Source organism: Pseudomonas koreensis (assembly GCF_012986595.1).
GTDB lineage: Bacteria > Pseudomonadota > Gammaproteobacteria > Pseudomonadales > Pseudomonadaceae > Aquipseudomonas > Aquipseudomonas koreensis.
In genome coordinates, this window is record NZ_JAAQYM010000001.1 from 1 (window position 1) to 16484 (window position 16484).

Annotated in this window: 15 protein-coding genes, 4 tRNA genes and 1 pseudogene; 6 read left to right on the forward strand and 14 right to left on the reverse strand. The window is 60.4% G+C overall.

Features of this window, described 5'->3' with window-relative positions:
- From HBN98_RS00005 to HBN98_RS00030, 6 genes and pseudogenes are all read right to left on the reverse strand, one after another.
- Nucleotides 1–1251: pseudogene (locus HBN98_RS00005) on the reverse strand (type IV secretion protein Rhs); the annotation flags it as partial.
- A gap of 237 nt (nucleotides 1252–1488) precedes the next feature.
- The gene (locus HBN98_RS00010) at nucleotides 1489–1896 is read right to left on the reverse strand and encodes an SEL1-like repeat protein (protein WP_083366546.1); all 408 of its coding nucleotides are present in this window, start codon (nucleotides 1894–1896) and stop codon (nucleotides 1489–1491) included.
- Nucleotides 1897–2268: a hypothetical protein gene (locus HBN98_RS00015; RefSeq protein WP_003223109.1), complete on the reverse strand. Its 372-nt coding sequence runs from the start codon at nucleotides 2266–2268 to the stop codon at nucleotides 1897–1899.
- Nucleotides 2265–2606, reverse strand: coding sequence for a helix-turn-helix domain-containing protein (locus tag HBN98_RS00020; RefSeq protein WP_064586679.1), 342 nt, complete (start codon nucleotides 2604–2606; stop codon nucleotides 2265–2267). Before HBN98_RS00020 ends, HBN98_RS00015 begins: the two co-directional genes overlap by 4 nt.
- 113 nt (nucleotides 2607–2719) lie before the next feature.
- On the reverse strand, nucleotides 2720–3175 hold the full coding sequence (locus tag HBN98_RS00025; RefSeq protein WP_064586678.1) for a YkvA family protein: 456 nt from the start codon (nucleotides 3173–3175) through the stop codon (nucleotides 2720–2722).
- Between the two features lie 302 nt (nucleotides 3176–3477).
- Nucleotides 3478–4197, reverse strand: a complete 720-nt coding sequence (locus HBN98_RS00030) for a BamJ family beta-barrel-assembly machinery protein (RefSeq protein ID WP_064586677.1) — start codon at nucleotides 4195–4197, stop codon at nucleotides 3478–3480.
- Nucleotides 4198–4467: 270 nt separating this feature from the next.
- Between HBN98_RS00030 and HBN98_RS00035 the strand changes: the two genes are divergently transcribed.
- Both HBN98_RS00035 and HBN98_RS00040 read left to right on the forward strand, forming a co-directional pair.
- Nucleotides 4468–6276, forward strand: a complete 1809-nt coding sequence (locus HBN98_RS00035) for a di-heme-cytochrome C peroxidase (RefSeq protein ID WP_083366547.1) — start codon at nucleotides 4468–4470, stop codon at nucleotides 6274–6276.
- On the forward strand, nucleotides 6273–7442 hold the full coding sequence (locus tag HBN98_RS00040) for a catalase family protein (RefSeq protein ID WP_083366548.1): 1170 nt from the start codon (nucleotides 6273–6275) through the stop codon (nucleotides 7440–7442). The genes HBN98_RS00035 and HBN98_RS00040 overlap by 4 nt, the downstream gene beginning before the upstream one ends.
- A gap of 219 nt (nucleotides 7443–7661) precedes the next feature.
- Here HBN98_RS00040 and HBN98_RS00045 read toward each other — a convergent pair.
- From HBN98_RS00045 to HBN98_RS00060, 4 genes are all read right to left on the reverse strand, one after another.
- Nucleotides 7662–7738 (reverse strand) — tRNA-Asp (locus HBN98_RS00045).
- Between the two features lie 19 nt (nucleotides 7739–7757).
- Nucleotides 7758–7833, reverse strand: a tRNA-Val gene (locus HBN98_RS00050).
- Between the two features lie 199 nt (nucleotides 7834–8032).
- Nucleotides 8033–8109: transfer RNA gene (locus HBN98_RS00055), tRNA-Asp, on the reverse strand.
- Between the two features lie 19 nt (nucleotides 8110–8128).
- Nucleotides 8129–8204, reverse strand: a tRNA-Val gene (locus HBN98_RS00060).
- A 159-nt stretch (nucleotides 8205–8363) separates the two neighbouring features.
- Here HBN98_RS00060 and rdgC point away from each other — a divergent pair.
- The 3 genes from rdgC (at nucleotide 8364) to sugE (ending at nucleotide 10831) form a co-directional block, all read left to right on the forward strand.
- Nucleotides 8364–9284, forward strand: a complete 921-nt coding sequence (gene rdgC, locus HBN98_RS00065) for a recombination-associated protein RdgC (RefSeq protein ID WP_083366549.1) — start codon at nucleotides 8364–8366, stop codon at nucleotides 9282–9284.
- Nucleotides 9285–9432: 148 nt separating this feature from the next.
- On the forward strand, nucleotides 9433–10398 hold the full coding sequence (locus HBN98_RS00070) for a bile acid:sodium symporter family protein (protein ID WP_064586674.1): 966 nt from the start codon (nucleotides 9433–9435) through the stop codon (nucleotides 10396–10398).
- Nucleotides 10399–10516: 118 nt separating this feature from the next.
- On the forward strand, nucleotides 10517–10831 hold the full coding sequence (sugE, locus tag HBN98_RS00075) for a quaternary ammonium compound efflux SMR transporter SugE (RefSeq protein WP_064586673.1): 315 nt from the start codon (nucleotides 10517–10519) through the stop codon (nucleotides 10829–10831).
- Nucleotides 10832–10928: 97 nt separating this feature from the next.
- Here the strand turns inward: sugE and HBN98_RS00080 are convergent, their stop codons facing one another.
- From HBN98_RS00080 to HBN98_RS00095, 4 genes are all read right to left on the reverse strand, one after another.
- Complete coding sequence (locus HBN98_RS00080) at nucleotides 10929–12803, reverse strand: MFS transporter (protein ID WP_083366550.1); 1875 nt, start codon at nucleotides 12801–12803, stop codon at nucleotides 10929–10931.
- A gap of 97 nt (nucleotides 12804–12900) precedes the next feature.
- On the reverse strand, nucleotides 12901–14052 hold the full coding sequence (locus tag HBN98_RS00085) for a TDT family transporter (RefSeq protein ID WP_083366551.1): 1152 nt from the start codon (nucleotides 14050–14052) through the stop codon (nucleotides 12901–12903).
- Between the two features lie 105 nt (nucleotides 14053–14157).
- Entirely contained in the window at nucleotides 14158–14469 is a 312-nt protein-coding gene (locus HBN98_RS00090) for a cupin domain-containing protein (RefSeq protein WP_064586670.1), read from the reverse strand.
- A 52-nt stretch (nucleotides 14470–14521) separates the two neighbouring features.
- The gene (locus HBN98_RS00095) at nucleotides 14522–15709 is read right to left on the reverse strand and encodes an MFS transporter (RefSeq protein ID WP_083366552.1); all 1188 of its coding nucleotides are present in this window, start codon (nucleotides 15707–15709) and stop codon (nucleotides 14522–14524) included.
- Between the two features lie 91 nt (nucleotides 15710–15800).
- Between HBN98_RS00095 and HBN98_RS00100 the strand changes: the two genes are divergently transcribed.
- Nucleotides 15801–16343, forward strand: coding sequence for a TetR/AcrR family transcriptional regulator (locus HBN98_RS00100; protein WP_083366553.1), 543 nt, complete (start codon nucleotides 15801–15803; stop codon nucleotides 16341–16343).
- Nucleotides 16344–16484: the final 141 nt, after the last annotated feature.

Below are 16484 nucleotides of genomic sequence, written 5' to 3' on the forward strand. Positions count from 1 at the left end.
GCCATCGCTGAGGGTCAGCAGTTCTTCGCCGGTGACCATCGACACCGGGCAGCCGTTGGTGCAGGTCAGTGGCGCGCAATCGGCGCTGGCGCCGTTGGGGTTTTTCGCTTGATCGGGGGAGTCGTCGTGCTGCTCGTTTTTCTTCAGCGAGGCATTGCGCTTCGCGTCCCAGCGCAATTGCAGGCGACCCTTTTTCACCCCGGCAGCAACGCCCCGCGCAGCGACGGTTTTGTAGCGATCGACGTATTCGATAAACGTGCTGACGATGCCAAACATCGCCTTTACCAAACGTTTAACGAGCGCGAGCAATTGGGCTGCGCGGTCCGCCAGGCGCAGTGTCAGATAGGCCATCCCGGCACCGGCCCCCACGAACGTCAGGACGATGCCGATCAGCACGTCGATCAACAGTTGCACAATGATCATCGACGCCGCTTCTGCGGTTTTCCCGGCCAATTCGCTGGGTGGCAACATCTCCAGCCACAGGCTCGCGGTGCGCAGCAGCAAACACAGCGCCGCCTCATCGCTGGCGAGCAGCTGCAGCTTCTCCATCACCTGTGGAGCGGTTTGCGCCAGCGCGATCAGATCATCCGCCGCACTTCCCAAGCGTTCGGCAAACTTGCCGGGGTCCTGCAGAATCTCAGACAGCATGCCGACGCTGTCCCACACCCCCTCGATCGCCGCCCAACTCCCGGCGAGCAGGCCGTTGCCCGCCGCCGTCGCCACCGACTGCGACCATTGCGGCTTGAAGCCTTGCCACTCGCTGCGCAGCCAGCCATCGAGCTCTCGCGTCAGCCCGCCGTAAGCGGTAAACAGATCATCGATCTGCGCCGGGGTGACTTCACTGCGAACCTGTACCCGATAGAACTTGCCCGCTTCGCCAGTGAATGAGCTTTTACCCTGGGCATCCAGCGTGACCGGGGTGATCTTTTCGCCATCCACCGCCACTACATCGACCACGATGTCGCCCAGTGGGATGTCGTACACCGACTCGAACTTGCTCTCGATCGCCATCACCCCGCCCTTCGGGCACTGGACGACGCTGGAGAAGAATTGGTTGTCGCTGCTGCTGACGCTTGTCACGCGATCGCCGAAGCGGATGATCCGCTCCATGCCCATCAGCGAGGGCAGGTCTGCCGCGTGACTGACCTGGTCAGCCGTACGACTCAACCAGTGTTCAAGCTGCTGGCGATAGAGGCTGAGGGTGTCGGGGAAGCTGTCGAGTTCCTGCTCGATACGGCTGACGGCGTCCATCAGCGCACGCCACCGGGCGAGGTGGAATGAAAAATCGGGTCAAACATGGGCGGTCCCTCGCGCAAGAATTAGGCGCGGGGACTTTGCGGGGGATCAATCAGGAAAGAAGTCAGGCGAGTAGGCGTTTGCTGTAGGACTAATCTGCAAAAGCCTCATTACTACGAAACGTATGGATTTAAACGCAAACGTGGCGCGAGGTTTCCCTCGCGCCACGTTTATTGGCCGACACAAATGGTTTTACTGCGTTGAATCCCGTGCGCTCAACTCTATGAGTTTAAGCTCGGCCAACGGGTGGCCGGCTTTGGCGGCCAAGGTCCACCAGCGCGCCGCTTCTGCCGGATCCGGCGCCTTGCTCGCGGTGCCGGCCAGGCTGATCACACCGACCTGATAGGCCGCTTTGCCATCACCGGCGAGTGCCGCCAGACGCAACAACCGCACACCCTCTTCGCGCGCACCCAGGCCAACCCCGCGAAAGGTCAGGATGTGCCCGTAAAAGCTCTGCGCGCCGACGTCGCCAAGATTGGCCATGCGCGCGAATTGCCCTTCGAGCCAGCGCCAGCCTTTGGGCTGACGGACAAACCACGACCAGTGAAACAACCGGCGGGCCAGCCAGTAACTGACCTGCGCCTTGAGTCGTAAGAACACTCAGGCCTCCGCCGATTCCGGGTACTCGTATTCGAAGACCCTGACCACTTCCGACGCGTGCCAAGAAGCTGCCGCAACACCATCGGACGGCCCGGAAAAACGCCCCAGACGCTCGACGCATTCAAAAAAACCGGTGCGTGGCAGACGACTCGCGCCCTGGCTGATCACCAGCGAACTGCGCAACGGTTGTTCGGCCTTGGCGTCGAGTGCGGCCAAGTGCTCCAGGGCGGCGGTCAGGGTTTGCATCGCCGGTGTCGGCAGTTGCAAACGCTCGAGCAACGCCCGATAGGTCAGCAGATGGCGCTGCCGGCGCGCCTGGTCCAACTCCCCCAGCAATCCGTCCCAATGTTGACGACTGATGCGTACGCTCACGATTCATCCCTCCAACCGGGCACCGTCAGTTCCCAAGCCAGGCTGCGGCGAATCGCGGCGTCAGGCTGACGCTCGCCACTTTCGATCATGGCCAGATAAGACGGGCTGATGCCTACCGTGCGGGCCAGCGCCTCAATGGCGATGCCCTTCCCTTCGCGCAAACTGCGTAATTGATCCAGACCTGGAAGAATCGGGTCCGGTGTTGCCGCGAGCGGCGCCGGGGCCTGCTGCGACGGTGTTTCGTTGATGCCTGCTGCTTTCAGTAGAGCCTGATACTGAGCCCATGGCAGAACCGCGTATTCGGGCTCGCCATCGCGTGCAATTATCTGAATATCCATGACTACCCCGTAGGACAACAACACTTAGCGAGTCGGCACTTTTCCCTAGAAGTGTAATCCTAACAGCGGCTAAGGTCGCGGGGGGTATCTATCTGTAGGCGGGCAGGAATCAATCAGGGCTTTTTCGGGCCCTGAAGCTGAAGCTGCTCAGGGGTATCGGGCAAGCGCTCGACCACCGCCAGTTTTTCCGGCTGCTGGCGGTTGCGCCATTGCCGGAAGGCGCTGAGTTCATCGTCGAGGGTTTTCATCACCCAGGCGAGGACGGCGATGTCATCCAGCATGCCGAACACCGGAATGAAATCCGGGATCGCATCCACCGGGCTGAGGAAGTACATCAACCCCGCCACCACCGAAATCAATGCTTTCGGGCTGATGGCCCGGTACTCACCGCGCCAGTAAGCCAGGCACAACGCCTGAAGCAAACGCAGGTCATCCTTGAGCTTGCCCAGGCGATTGCCTTGCGCGGCGCCTTTGCTCGCGACGGCGAACAGCAGGGTCGGCAGGCGGCCACGGGCCAGCAAGCGTCCGGCCAAGGGTAGAAATCGGGCGAAATTCCACGGTGCTTTCATCTATTTCTCCCGTTGAAATGTTATCCACACAAATTGTGGATAACCTTGTGAACAGAGCTGCATTTCAGCGCTGAGAGCCCCGTTTTATAAGGGCTGCGCTCAGATCGGGCGTTTTTTACTCACATAAAAAACCCCAATATTTCATTGACTTGGCGGCTCAGGGCGTCTAGCGCTGGCGGCCTCAATGTCTAGGACTGCGAAGAGCGGCATCCGTTCGCTCTGTTTACCTTTGCCACCTTCCAGATGCAACAACGCCCCGCATAAAGCGAGGCGTTGTTGGCGAAGCCGTTGCCGATGCCGTATTACTTGGCGGCGGCAGCGTCTTCTTTGCTCGGATCCTTGATGGCCAGCAGTTCCAGGTCGAAGACCAGAACCGAGTTGGCCGGGATTGCCGGGCTTGGCGATTGCGCGCCGTAAGCCAGATCGCTAGGGATGTACAGTTTGTACTTCTCGCCAACGTGCATCAGTTGCAGACCTTCAACCCAACCCGGGATCACGCCGCTGACAGGCAGATCGATCGGGCTGCCGCGCTCGACGGAGCTGTCGAATACGGTGCCGTTGGTCAGCTTGCCGGTGTAGTGAACGGTCACGACATCGGTAGGCTTAGGCTGTGGGCCGTCGGCTTTCTTGATCACTTCGTACTGCAGACCGGATGCAGTGGTGGTCACGCCTGCCTTCTTGCCGTTTTCTTCGAGGAATTTCTTGCCGGCGGCTGCCGACTCTTCGCTCATCTTGGCCATGCGCTCTTCAGCACGCTTTTGCAGCGCAGCGAAGGCTTCGACCAGTTCTTCGTCTTTCAGCTTCTGTTCTTTCTTGCCAACGGCATCTTCGATGCCCTGGGCTACCGCTTTGGAGTCCAGATCATCCATGCCTTCCTGAGCAAGGCTCTTGCCCATGTTCAGGCCGATACCGTAGGAAGCTTTTTGCGCCGGGGTTTTCAGCTCTACGCTGGTCTGCGAATCACAACCCGCGAGGACCAGGCTAACCAGGGCTACCGCCGCCGCCAACCGATGCTGTTTCATGCTATTTCCTTGTTCATGCGCCGAAAGGGCAATCGAGTAAAGCCGCGAGCTTATCAGGCCGCCACGACCAATGGCTACCGGCATGAGAGCAGGAAACGTCCGATAAGTTCAGGGATTAAAACGCATTCGAGAAAAGCGACGATGAAGCTTCTGTCATCTTGACCTGACAAGAGCTGGCGAGACTTCCTACGACAGTTGGCGTAATGGCCACTTGCTACACCTGCAACAGCTGAGGCATAACAGCGCAATAACTCGACAAGGATGTTTATCTTGCGCCTCTTATTCCGTGTGCTGACCCTGATCATCGTGCTGCTCGGCCTGGCCCTCGCTGTGGTGCTGTACTACGTCGCCAACCCGAAACTGCCGCTCTACACCCCCGCCGAGCAGGTGCATTACCTGAATCAGTGGAGTGAGCAAGCACGCCAGACTTACTACTTCACTCCTCAGGGTACGCAGGTCAAAGGCCTGCGTTATGAATGGTTCGAGGCGCTGGAGCTGCCCTTCTCGCAGCAGCGTTTCGCGTCCCCGGAATACCTCGCACGCTTCGGTTTTCTGGTCGATCCGCAACAACAAGCCACCGCGAACAATCCCGGCAACCTGCCAGTCGGCTTCGCCCGCCATCAGAATTCCGGCGGCACCGAGCAATTTCTCGATATCACCTGCGCGGCTTGCCACACCGGCGAACTGCGCTTCAACGGCCAGGCCGTGCGGATTGACGGGGGTTCGGCGCAACATGTGCTGCCTTCCAGCGTTCCTACACTGCGCGGTGGCAGCTTCGGACAGGCATTGGTCGCAAGTCTGGTCGCGACTTACTACAACCCGTGGAAATTCGAGCGCTTCGCCCGACAGGTCCTGGGCAATGACTACGAGGCGCGCCACGACCAGCTGCGCAAGGATTTCAAGGCTTCACTGAACACTTTCGTGAAAGTCGCCTGGAACGACACCCACCGCGGCCTCTACCCGACCGAAGAAGGCCCGGGACGCACCGATGCGTTCGGGCGTATCGCCAACGCCACTTTCGGCGACGCGATCTCCCCCGCCAACTACCGCGTGGCCAACGCCCCGGTGGACTACCCGCAACTGTGGGACATGTGGACCTTTGACTGGGTGCAGTGGAACGGCTCGGCGCAGCAGCCGATGGCGCGCAACATTGGTGAGGCGCTGGGCGTTGGCGCAACGTTGAATTTCTTCGACAGCAACGGTCAGCCACTGCAAGGCGATGCCCGTTATCCGTCCAGTGTGCGCGTGCGCGATCTGCACACAATCGAAGAGACCCTGCAGCGCCTGCAACCGCCCGCCTGGCCAGAAGATGTGCTGGGCGCTGTCGACAAACCGCTGGCCGCCAAAGGCCGCGCACTGTTTACCGAGCACTGCGCTGGTTGCCACGTGCCGCGCAAGACTCAAGAAGGCGAGCGCTGGGTGCAGCATTTGCAAATGCTGCCGGTGGACGTGATCGGCACCGATCCGAACGCCGCGACCAACATTGCCACCCACCGTTTCGACCTGACACCGCTGCAATGGAATCTGAAAGAGCTTGAGCAAATGGACGTGAAGCTGCATCCGACGCCCAAGGAGCCGCTGGATCTGAGCCAGTTGTCGGTAGCAAAGGGTTTGGCTTATGTCACCGCCTTCGTTGAAAACCGCGCTTATCGCGAAGCCGGGATCACTGCGCAGGAAAAAACCCAGTTCGACGGCTTCGGCCTGCCCATCGGCGTGCGTGAAAAACTCGCCTACAAGGCCAGGCCACTGGCCGGTGTATGGGCCACGGCACCATTTCTGCACAACGGTTCGGTGCCGAGCATTTATCAGTTGTTGTCGCCGCAGGATGAACGCGCCACGACGTTCTATAAGGGCTCGTTCGAGTACGACCCGCGCCATCTGGGTTATCGCACCGAGGCCTTTACCAATGGCTTCCTGTTCGACACGCGGATCTCCGGTAACCACAACAGCGGCCACGAATTCCGCGCTGGCGAACGTGGCAATGGCGTCATCGGCCGCCTGTTGCAACCGGAAGAACGCTGGGCATTGCTGGAGTATCTGAAAGTTCTCGGCGGGCCGTTGGAGGCGCAATTGCCATGATGATCAATGCCTACAAAAGACCCTCCGTACTCGCCCGTATCTGGCTGTGGCTGGGCCGACTGATCGGCAAAATCCTGTTGGCAATACTGATTATCGGCCTGCTTGGCTGGGCCATCGCCAGCGCAGCATTCGCCTGGCAACACCGCGGCCCGGTGTCGGCACAGGAGCAGATTCCCGCCGGGGAAGCGGCCATGACCCAGGACGTGATCCAGACCGCCGTGCGCATCGTCGATCAACACCGCGAAGCCACGCGCTACCTGCGTGACGCGCACGCCAAGGCGCATGGTTGCGTGAAGGCTGAAGTGACGGTGTTGCCGGAACTGACGCCTTTGTTGCGTCAAGGCGTCTTCAGCGAGCCGGGCAAAACCTGGCAGGCGATGATTCGGCTATCCAATGGCAATGCCTATCCGCAGTTCGACAGCATCCGCGATGCCCGGGGTATGGCGATCAAACTGTTCGATGTTCCCGGCAAAGCGTTACTCGGCGAGCGTCAGGCACAGCGCGAGCAAGACTTCGTGATGTTCAGTCATCCGAATTTCTTTGTCAGCGATGTCGCCGAGTATCGTCAGAATGTGGCGGCGCAGGCTGACGGCAAAAAGATCGGGGCGTTTTTCCCCGGATGGGATCCGCGCACCTGGCAGATCCGCCACCTGTTCATCGCCCTCGCCACCCTGTCACCGCCACCAGACAGTCCGACCGGCGCCACCTACTTTTCGGTATCGCCGTACAAGTTCGGCGAGGCCAATGCGAAGTTTCGAGTCGCGCCGGATCCGGATAACTGCCCGGCGTACACCCTGCCCCCACAAAATCACGACCTGCCGAACTTCCTGCGCAGCGCGTTGAACCAGCAACTGTCGACGGATCGGGTGCCTGCGTGTTTCGTGTTGCAGATCCAACGCCAGGACGCGAACACGTACATGCCGATCGAGGACACCAGCATCGAGTGGCGCGAGCAGGATTCACCGTTCGAAACCGTGGCGCGGATCACCGTGCCCGCGCAGGACTTCGACACGCCGGCGCTGAATCTGGCGTGCGACAACCTGTCGTTCAATCCGTGGTTTGGTATCGAGGCGCATCGGCCGATTGGCGGCATTAACCGCTTGCGCAAAGCGGTGTATGAGGCGGTGAGTGATTATCGGCACAGTCAGAACGCCACGTCACAATAATCGCAAGGCCCTGTGGCGAGGGAGCTTGCTCCCGCCGGGTCGCGAAGCGACCCCCAGCTTTTTATCCGAAAAAACGTGGCCTGCTGCGCAGTCCAGCGGGAGCAAGCTCCCTCGCCACAAAGGCAATGCAGAAATGGCCAAATCCCGAACAGCAAAAAGCCCGCACTAGGCGGGCTTTCTGTGGTGACCTGGCGTTCAGTGGGTCCAGGTGACCGAATATGGCGCAGCGGACGGGACTCGAACCCGCGACCCCCGGCGTGACAGGCCGGTATTCTAACCGACTGAACTACCGCTGCGCGAAACGCTTGAAACGAATGGTGGGTGATGACGGGATCGAACCGCCGACATTCTGCTTGTAAGGCAGACGCTCTCCCAGCTGAGCTAATCACCCTTCGCTTCGTTACGGGGCGCATTATGCCACAAGTTTTCGTAATGTGTTGATTTAATTGAAGTTTTTTTCAAAAAAATCCGAAAACCGGTGAAACGACACAACCCCGATGGAACAAGGTACAAACTTGAGACAGAAAAAAACCCGCTTCAGCGGGTTTTTCCGTGGTGACCTGGCGTTCAGTGGTCCAGGTTACCGAATATGGCGCAGCGGACGGGACTCGAACCCGCGACCCCCGGCGTGACAGGCCGGTATTCTAACCGACTGAACTACCGCTGCGCTAAACACTTGAAACGAATGGTGGGTGATGACGGGATCGAACCGCCGACATTCTGCTTGTAAGGCAGACGCTCTCCCAGCTGAGCTAATCACCCTTCGCTTCGGTGTGGCGCGCATTCTACGGAGCGACCCAACCTCTGGCAAGCACTTTTTTAATTAATTTTCTCAGGCCTTCCAAAGGCTTAGAGAAGGGTTGGCCTATGACCCGGCGAAGACAATAATGCCCCCCTTTGTATAAAGGAGAGACACACCCCATGTGGTTCAAAAACCTGCTGATCTATCGCCTGACCCAAGACCTGCCTGTCGATGCCGAGGCGCTGGAAACTGCACTGGCCACCAAACTGGCGCGTCCATGTGCAAGCCAGGAGTTGACCACCTACGGTTTCGTCGCGCCGTTCGGCAAAGGCGAAGATGCTCCACTGGTCCACGTCAGCGGTGACTTCCTGCTGATCGCTGCGCGTAAAGAAGAACGCATTCTGCCGGGCAGCGTCGTGCGCGACGCGGTCAAGGAAAAGGTCGAAGAGATCGAAGCCGAGCAGATGCGCAAGGTCTATAAGAAGGAACGCGATCAGATCAAGGATGAAATCATCCAGGCGTTCCTGCCGCGCGCCTTTATCCGCCGCTCGTCGACCTTCGCCGCCATCGCGCCGAAACAGGGCCTGATCCTGGTCAACTCGGCCAGCCCGAAACGCGCCGAAGACCTGCTCTCCACAATGCGTGAAGTGCTCGGCACCCTGCCCGTCCGTCCGCTGACCGTGAAAACCGCGCCGACTGCCGTGATGACCGAATGGGTCACCACCCAGCACGCCGCCCCGGATTTCTTTGTCCTGGACGAATGCGAGCTGCGCGACACCCACGAAGACGGCGGCATCGTGCGTTGCAAGCGTCAGGACCTGACCAGCGAAGAAATCCAGTTGCACCTGAGCACCGGCAAAGTCGTCACTCAGCTGTCGCTGGCCTGGCAGGACAAGCTGTCGTTCATGCTCGACGACAAAATGACCGTCAAGCGACTGAAGTTCGAAGACCTGCTGCAGGACCAGGCCGAACAGGACGGCGGCGACGAGGCCCTAGGCCAACTGGACGCCAGCTTCACCCTGATGATGCTGACCTTCGGCGACTTCCTGCCGGCGCTGGTTGAGGCGTTGGGTGGGGAAGAGACGCCGCAGGGGATCTAATCCTGACGAGTTTCAAAACGGTGGGAGCGAGCCTGCTCGCGAATGCGGAGTGACAGTTAACATTAATGTATCTGGCACGCCGCTTTCGCGAGCAGGCTCGCTCCCACATTTGTTTTCGTAGCGTTCATTCAATAACAAGGAACAGGCCATGCGCGCACTGGCTGCACTCAGCCGCTTTGTCGGCAACACCTTCGCTTACTGGGTTCTGATTTTCGCCGTGGTCGCGTTCCTGCAGCCGGCCTGGTTCCTCGGTCTCAAGGGCGCCATCGTGCCGCTGCTGGGGCTGGTGATGTTCGGCATGGGCCTGACCCTCAAACTCGATGACTTCGCCGCCGTCGCCCGCCATCCGTGGCGCGTGGCGCTGGGCGTGGTTGCGCATTTCGTGATCATGCCCGGTGTGGCGTGGTTGCTCTGCCAGGTCTTTCACCTGCCGCCGGAAATCGCGGTCGGGGTGATTCTGGTCGGTTGCTGCCCAAGCGGCACCTCTTCCAACGTCATGACCTGGCTGGCCCGCGGTGATCTGGCGCTGTCGGTGGCGATTGCCGCCGTCACCACTCTGCTCGCCCCGCTGCTGACCCCGGCGCTGATCTGGCTGCTGGCATCGGCGTGGTTGCCGGTTTCGTTCATGGAATTGTTCTGGTCAATCCTGCAAGTGGTGCTGCTGCCGATCGTGCTCGGTGTGGTTGCGCAACGCGTGCTCGGTGACAAGGTTCGCCACGCGGTGGAGGTGTTGCCGCTGGTGTCGGTGGTCAGCATCGTGATCATCGTCACGGCGGTGGTGGCTGCCAGTCAGGCGAAGATCGCCGAATCCGGCCTGTTGATCATGGCCGTGGTGATGCTGCACAACAGCTTCGGTTACTTGCTGGGCTACTTCACCGGACGCCTGTTCAAATTGCCATTGGCGCAACGCAAATCGCTGGCGCTGGAGGTCGGCATGCAGAACTCGGGGTTGGGTGCGGCCCTGGCCAGCGCGCACTTCTCGCCGCTGGCGGCGGTGCCGAGCGCGTTGTTCAGCGTCTGGCACAACATTTCCGGGGCGCTGCTCTCGACCTATTTCCGCCGCATGAGCGAAAAAGAAGACCGTGAGGCGCTGGCGCAGCAGCCGGCCGACTGAGCGCAAACTTGATCCCCGGATTAATGCTCGGCAGACTGTTGCGCTACGCGGGGACGACCCTGCGGCTCGATCGAGTTATCAATCTGGGGACGGCCCCGTCAATCGATGGAGGTCTCTCATGTCCTGGATCATTCTGTTTTTCGCCGGCCTGTTCGAAGTCGGCTGGGCCGTCGGCCTGAAATACACCGACGGCTTCACCCGCCCCCTTCCCACCGTACTGACCGTTGCGGCCATGGCCATCAGCCTTGGCCTGCTGGGGCTAGCAGTGAAGGAACTGCCGCTGGGCACGGCCTACGCAATCTGGACCGGGGTCGGTGCCGTGGGCACGGTGATTGCCGGGATCATTCTGTTTGGTGAGTCGATGGCGTTGGTCCGGCTGGCCAGTGTGGCGTTGATCATTACTGGTTTGATAGGCCTGAAGGTCAGCGCTTAGGTAACTACCGCTTTCGCGAGCAGGCTCGCTCCCACACTGGAATGCATTTCAAATGTGGGAGCGAGCCTGCTCGCGAAGGGGCCCTTGAAGTCAGCGACTATCTGACTGTCCCGCGCAATTCCCCCACCAACCCCTGCAACTTCGCCGGCTCCGCCGCTTCCACCGCCACCGCCGAACCCGCCACCAACGTCACTCGCGACCACAAACGCTTGAACAACCCCTTGTTCGGATCGCGGCTGAAAAAACTCCCCCACAACCCCTGCAACGCCAGCGGAATCACCGGCACCGGGGTCTCCTCGAGAATCCGCGTCAGCCCGCCCTTGAACTCATTGATTTCGCCGTCGGTGGTCAGCTTGCCTTCCGGGAAGATGCACACCAGTTCACCGTCCTTCAGATACTGAGCAATCCGGGTGAAGGCCTTTTCGTAGATCTGGATGTCTTCGTTGCGTCCGGCAATCGGAATCGTCCCCGCCGTGCGGAAGATAAAGTTCAGCACCGGCAAGTTGTAGATCTTGTAGTACATGACAAAGCGAATCGGCCGACGCACCGCGCCGCCAATCAGCAGCGCATCGACGAACGACACGTGGTTGCACACCAGCAACGCCGCGCCCTCGTCCGGGATCGCGTCCAGGTTGCGATGCTGGACGCGGTACATGGAATGGCTGAGCAGCCAGATCATGAAACGCATGCTGAACTCGGGGACGATCTTGAAGATGTAGGCGTTGACGCCGATGTTCAGCAGCGACACCACCAGGAACAGCTGCGGAATCGACAGCTTCGCCACGCTCAGCAACACAATCGAAACGATCGCCGAGACCACCATGAACAGCGCGTTGAGAATATTGTTGGCGGCAATCACCCGCGCCCGCTCGTTTTCCGCGGTGCGTGACTGGATCAAGGCGTACAGCGGCACGATATAGAAGCCGCCAAAAATACCGAGGCCAAGAATGTCGACCAGCACCGCCCAGGTATGCGCAAAACCCAGCACTTCGATCCAGCTGTGGCCGGTGACGCTCTGCGGAATTCCGCCGGAATGCCACCACAGCAGCAGGCCAAATACAGTCAGACCGAACGAGCCGAACGGCACCAGACCGATCTCGACCTTGCGCCCGGAGAGCTTCTCGCAAAGCATCGAACCCAACGCAATGCCGACCGAGAACACGGTGAGAATCAGCGTGACCACGGTTTCGTCGCCGTGCATCCACTCCTTGGCGTAAGCCGGGATCTGCGTCAGGTAAATCGCCCCGACGAACCAGAACCACGAGTTGCCGACAATCGAGCGCGACACCGCAGGCGTCTGACCCAGACCGAGTTTCAACGTGGCCCAGGACTGGCTGAAAATGTTCCAGTTCAAGCGCATTTCCGGCGACGCGGCGGCAGCGCGCGGAATGCTGCGGCTGGCGAGGTAACCCAGTACGGCAATGCCGACAATCGCGGTCGACACCAGGGGTGCGTAATGCGTCGAGGACATGATGACCCCGGCGCCGATGGTCCCGGCGAGAATCGCCAGGAATGTGCCCATCTCCACCAGTCCGTTGCCGCCGACCAGTTCATCCTCACGCAACGCCTGCGGCAGGATTGAATACTTCACCGGCCCGAACAGCGCCGAATGCGTGCCCATGGCAAACAGCGCCACCAGCATCAGCGACAGGTGATCGAACAGGAAGCCGATCGATCCTACGGCCATGATCGCGATTTCCGCGAGCTTGATCAGACGGATCAGCGCGTCCTTGGCGAATTTCTCCCCGAACTGTCCGGCCAGCGCCGAGAACAGAAAGAACGGCAGGATAAACAGCAGCGCACACAGGTTGACCCAGATCGAGCGGTCACCCTCGATGGTCAAGCGATAGAGAATGGCGAGAATCAGCGACTGCTTGAACACGTTGTCGTTGAAGGCGCCCAGCGATTGCGTGATGAAAAACGGCAGGAAGCGCCGGGTGCGAAGCAGGTTGAACTGTGAGGGGTGACTCATCTTCCGTGTTTCCCTGAGGTCGGTAGAGAATGGCCTGGATCTGCCTATTGGAATCCCGATCCGCGATCCAGGCCACACATTACCTAAACTTTTCAGGTTATTTCTTCAAACCTGCAATACACGGCGAGACAAACAGCTCACCGCGCCACGCACCTTGCACGGTGCGTTTACCGACGATCAGCCACATCACCGCCAGCAAGGTCACCAGCACGCAGCCCACCACACTGAAGAAACCGAGGTTCAGCGTGCTGGCAAGCTTGAGGGTCGCCAGCGAATACACGCCCAGCGGGAAGGTAAAGCCCCACCAGCCGAGGTTGAACGGGATGCCGTCACGCAGATAACGAGCGGTGATCAGCAGTGCCATCAACATCCACCACAAGCCGAAACCCCACAGGGTGATGCCGGCGATCAGCCCAAGGCCCGCCGCGATTTCACCGATGCCCGGCAGACCGTTGGCGGCGAAGATTGCCGGGGCATCGCTGCCCAGCAACAACATGCCCAACGCGCCGGTGCCGATCGGGCCGAGGGCCAGCCAGCTCGAAGCGGCCATGTTTTCGTGAGGCAGTTTGTGCAGGGCCATGCGCAGCAAGAGGATGGTCAAAATGCTGAACGCCACCGGCAGGGAAAATGCCCAGAGCACGTAGCTGGTGGTCAGAACCACCAGTTGCGCATGGGCGTCGGCCAGATGCGGCGCGAGCAAGCCACCACTGGCCGCCGCCACTTCTGCCGCGACCACCGGCAACAGCCAGACGGCGGTCATCTGATCGATGCTGTGTTCCTGGCGGGTGAACATCATGTAGGGGATCAACACGCCGCAGGCCAGCGACATCGCCACATCCAGCCACCACAGCACTTCGGCCAGATGAATCACGCCCTCGCCCCAGCGTGGCAGGCCGAACAGCAGAAAACCGTTGATGATGGTCGCCAGGCCCATGGGGATGGTGCCGAAGAACATCGACACAGTGGAATGACCGAAGATCCGCCGCGCTTCATCGAAGAACAGCACCCAGCGCGCGGCATAGGCGAAGGTAAACAGGGTGAACAACAGAATGTTGAACAGCCACAACCCTTCAGCCACCGCGTGCAACCCGGGAATCGCCACCGGCAGTTGCGCCAGCGCCAAGGCCAGCACGCCGGTGCCCATGGTCGCGGCGAACCAGTTCGGGGTGAATTGACGGATCACTTCGCGCGGATGCTGAAGCTGGCTTAACGGTTTGATGCCGGATTTGGCACTGTTGGGGCAAATCATCATGAACTCCTGTCCTCAGGTGAGGTTGAGCTCATGGTAGAACCGAATCGAATATCTATATAACGGGTAATTTCTCTATCTGCTATCTACTTTGCAGATAAGCAGTTAAATACTGCCTTCGCTTTCAATCACCAGAATCCGCGCCGCACCCTGCGGATGCGCCACGTGCTCAGTGCCGACCGAGGCGTAGAAGATATCGCCGACCTCGAGCAGCACCTGCTTTTCTTCGCCCTGTTCGCGGTAGTGCATCTGCACCTGACCATCGAGCACCACGAACACTTCCTCACCATCGTTGACGTGCCACTTGTACGGCTGGTCGGTCCAGTGCAGGCGCGTGGTGATGCCGTTCATGTTGGCGATGTCCAGCGCGCCCCAGGCACGCTCGGCGGTGAACGACTTGCTGCGGATAATCTTCATGTGTCGATCCGTGAAAATACTGGGCCGGTCAAGGCTAACCCAAACCGCGCACTTATGGCGCGCGGCAAACCTTGGCCGCGCTTGGACGCAGACTGAGCAACAGCGCGCCGACAGCCAGCACGATCAACGCGACACCGTAACCATCGGTGGTCGCCAGCAAGCCAAACGTGCGGGTCAAATGCCCGGCCAACAACGCCGGCAGGCAGAATGCCAGATAACTCAACGCGTAATAGGCGGACATCAACCCGGCGCGTTCATGGGGCAAGGCCAACGGCACCAGGCTGCGCACCGCGCCGAGGAAACCCGAACCAAAACCGCAGCCGGCGACCAGCGTGCCGAGGAAAAACACCGGCAGACTGGCGCTGTGCACACCGAGCAGAATCAGCAGCAACCCGGCGGGCAGCAGACTGGCGCCGATTTGCAGGGCCTTGCTGGCGGGACGATTGCGCAAGGTGAAGATCATCAGCGCGCCGGTCACGGTCAACGCGGAGACGGTCGCGCCGCCGATCAGATTGGAAGTCGAACCGGTGGCCGTGCGCACCAGCGACGGCGCCAGCGAGGCGTAAAAGCCGCCGAGGGCCCAGGTCGCGGTGTTCAGCGGCAGCACACGCCACAAGGTCGAACGCGCCTGAACCGGCACATGCAGGGTCGGCCGCAGCGACGCCCAGGCCCCGGCTTGCGGGGTGACGCTTTCCGGCAAACGCCAGACGTACACCGCCTGCACCGCAAACAGCGCGAGCAGCAGCCAGTAGGTCAGTTGCAACGGCGCCGGGGCAAACTCGGCCAGCAAGCCGCACCCCATGCTGCCCAGCGCCATGCCGAGCAACGGTGCAACGCTGTTGATCAACGGCCCTTGCTGGCGGTCGGTGTCGAGCAGCGTCGCACTTAAAACCGCGGTGGCCATGCCGGTGGCGAAGCCTTGCAGCACGCGGGCACTGATCAGCCAGGCGACACTGTCGGCGCTGATAAACAGCAGCATCGCCAGTGCATTGAGCAGCACCGCGGCGAAAATCACCGGTTTGCGCCCCAGGTGATCGGACAGCGATCCGACCGTCAGCAGCGCTGCCAACAGACTCAGGGCATACACGCCGAAAATCAGGGTCAGCACCGCTGCCGAAAAATGCAGTTGATCCTGATACAGGTGATACAACGGCGTCGGCGCTGTGGAGGCAGCGAGAAAACTCAGTAAGGTGATCGCCAGAAAAATCAGGCTGGCACGGTTGGAAGCAAGGCTGGTCATGGGCACACTCCGCAAAAGCTAATTTTTTGCTTTTGCGGAGTGTGCTCTCGGCTTTGACTTAAAGCAAATTCTTTGTGTTAAGGTCTGACGCATGGCTATTAAAGAAGGTTTACGCCCCGGCGGCCGCAGTGCCCGGGTGCAAGAGTCGATTCATTCGGCAGTCCGCGCACTTCTGCAAGAACAGGAGCGCAGCACGGTGACCGTGCCGCAAATCGCTGCACGCGCCGGAGTGACGCCATCGACTATTTATCGACGCTGGGGCGATCTGGCGACGTTGCTCGCAGACGTCGCCCTCGCCCGCATGCGCCCCGACAGCGAACCGGCGGTGACCGGTGACCTGCGCGGTGATATCCGCGCCTGGGCCGAACAGTATCTCGACGAGATGAGCTCCGAGCCCGGGCGCCACATGATGCGCGACGTGCAGGCCAGCGCCACGCCGGGGTATTGCGTGACGATCCTCAGCGCGCAGTTGCAGACCATCATTGACCGCCACCCGCAGGAAACGGCACCAAGCGTTGATCGGTTGATCAATCAGGTGGTGGCGCCGGTGGTGTTCCGGATTCTGTTTTCGGCGGCGGCGCTGGAGGTGGATGAGTTGCATCGGTTGATTGATATCGCGTTGCAGCAGGACTGACGCCATCGCGAGCAGGCTCGCTCCCACAGGGGATTGCATGCCAAATGTGGGAGCGAGCCTGCTCGCGAAGAGGCCCGACCAGTCACCTCAGAAACCACCTGGTTTCATCACTGCGACACCCCGCCACGCCACGACCTTGGT

Excerpts from the sequence above, each read along its gene's own strand:
- rdgC (WP_083366549.1), top strand. The coding sequence starts at position 8,364 with ATGTGGTTCAAAAACCTGCTGATCTATCGCCTGACCCAAGACCTGCCT.
- HBN98_RS00080 (WP_083366550.1), bottom strand. The coding sequence starts at position 12,803 with ATGAGTCACCCCTCACAGTTCAACCTGCTTCGCACCCGGCGCTTCCTG.
- HBN98_RS00100 (WP_083366553.1), top strand. The coding sequence starts at position 15,801 with ATGGCTATTAAAGAAGGTTTACGCCCCGGCGGCCGCAGTGCCCGGGTG.
- HBN98_RS00030 (WP_064586677.1), bottom strand. The coding sequence starts at position 4,197 with ATGAAACAGCATCGGTTGGCGGCGGCGGTAGCCCTGGTTAGCCTGGTC.
- HBN98_RS00085 (WP_083366551.1), bottom strand. The coding sequence starts at position 14,052 with ATGATTTGCCCCAACAGTGCCAAATCCGGCATCAAACCGTTAAGCCAG.
- HBN98_RS00020 (WP_064586679.1), bottom strand. The coding sequence starts at position 2,606 with ATGGATATTCAGATAATTGCACGCGATGGCGAGCCCGAATACGCGGTT.
- HBN98_RS00025 (WP_064586678.1), bottom strand. The coding sequence starts at position 3,175 with ATGAAAGCACCGTGGAATTTCGCCCGATTTCTACCCTTGGCCGGACGC.
- sugE (WP_064586673.1), top strand. The coding sequence starts at position 10,517 with ATGTCCTGGATCATTCTGTTTTTCGCCGGCCTGTTCGAAGTCGGCTGG.
- HBN98_RS00040 (WP_083366548.1), top strand. The coding sequence starts at position 6,273 with ATGATGATCAATGCCTACAAAAGACCCTCCGTACTCGCCCGTATCTGG.
- HBN98_RS00090 (WP_064586670.1), bottom strand. The coding sequence starts at position 14,469 with ATGAAGATTATCCGCAGCAAGTCGTTCACCGCCGAGCGTGCCTGGGGC.
- HBN98_RS00070 (WP_064586674.1), top strand. The coding sequence starts at position 9,433 with ATGCGCGCACTGGCTGCACTCAGCCGCTTTGTCGGCAACACCTTCGCT.
- HBN98_RS00095 (WP_083366552.1), bottom strand. The coding sequence starts at position 15,709 with ATGACCAGCCTTGCTTCCAACCGTGCCAGCCTGATTTTTCTGGCGATC.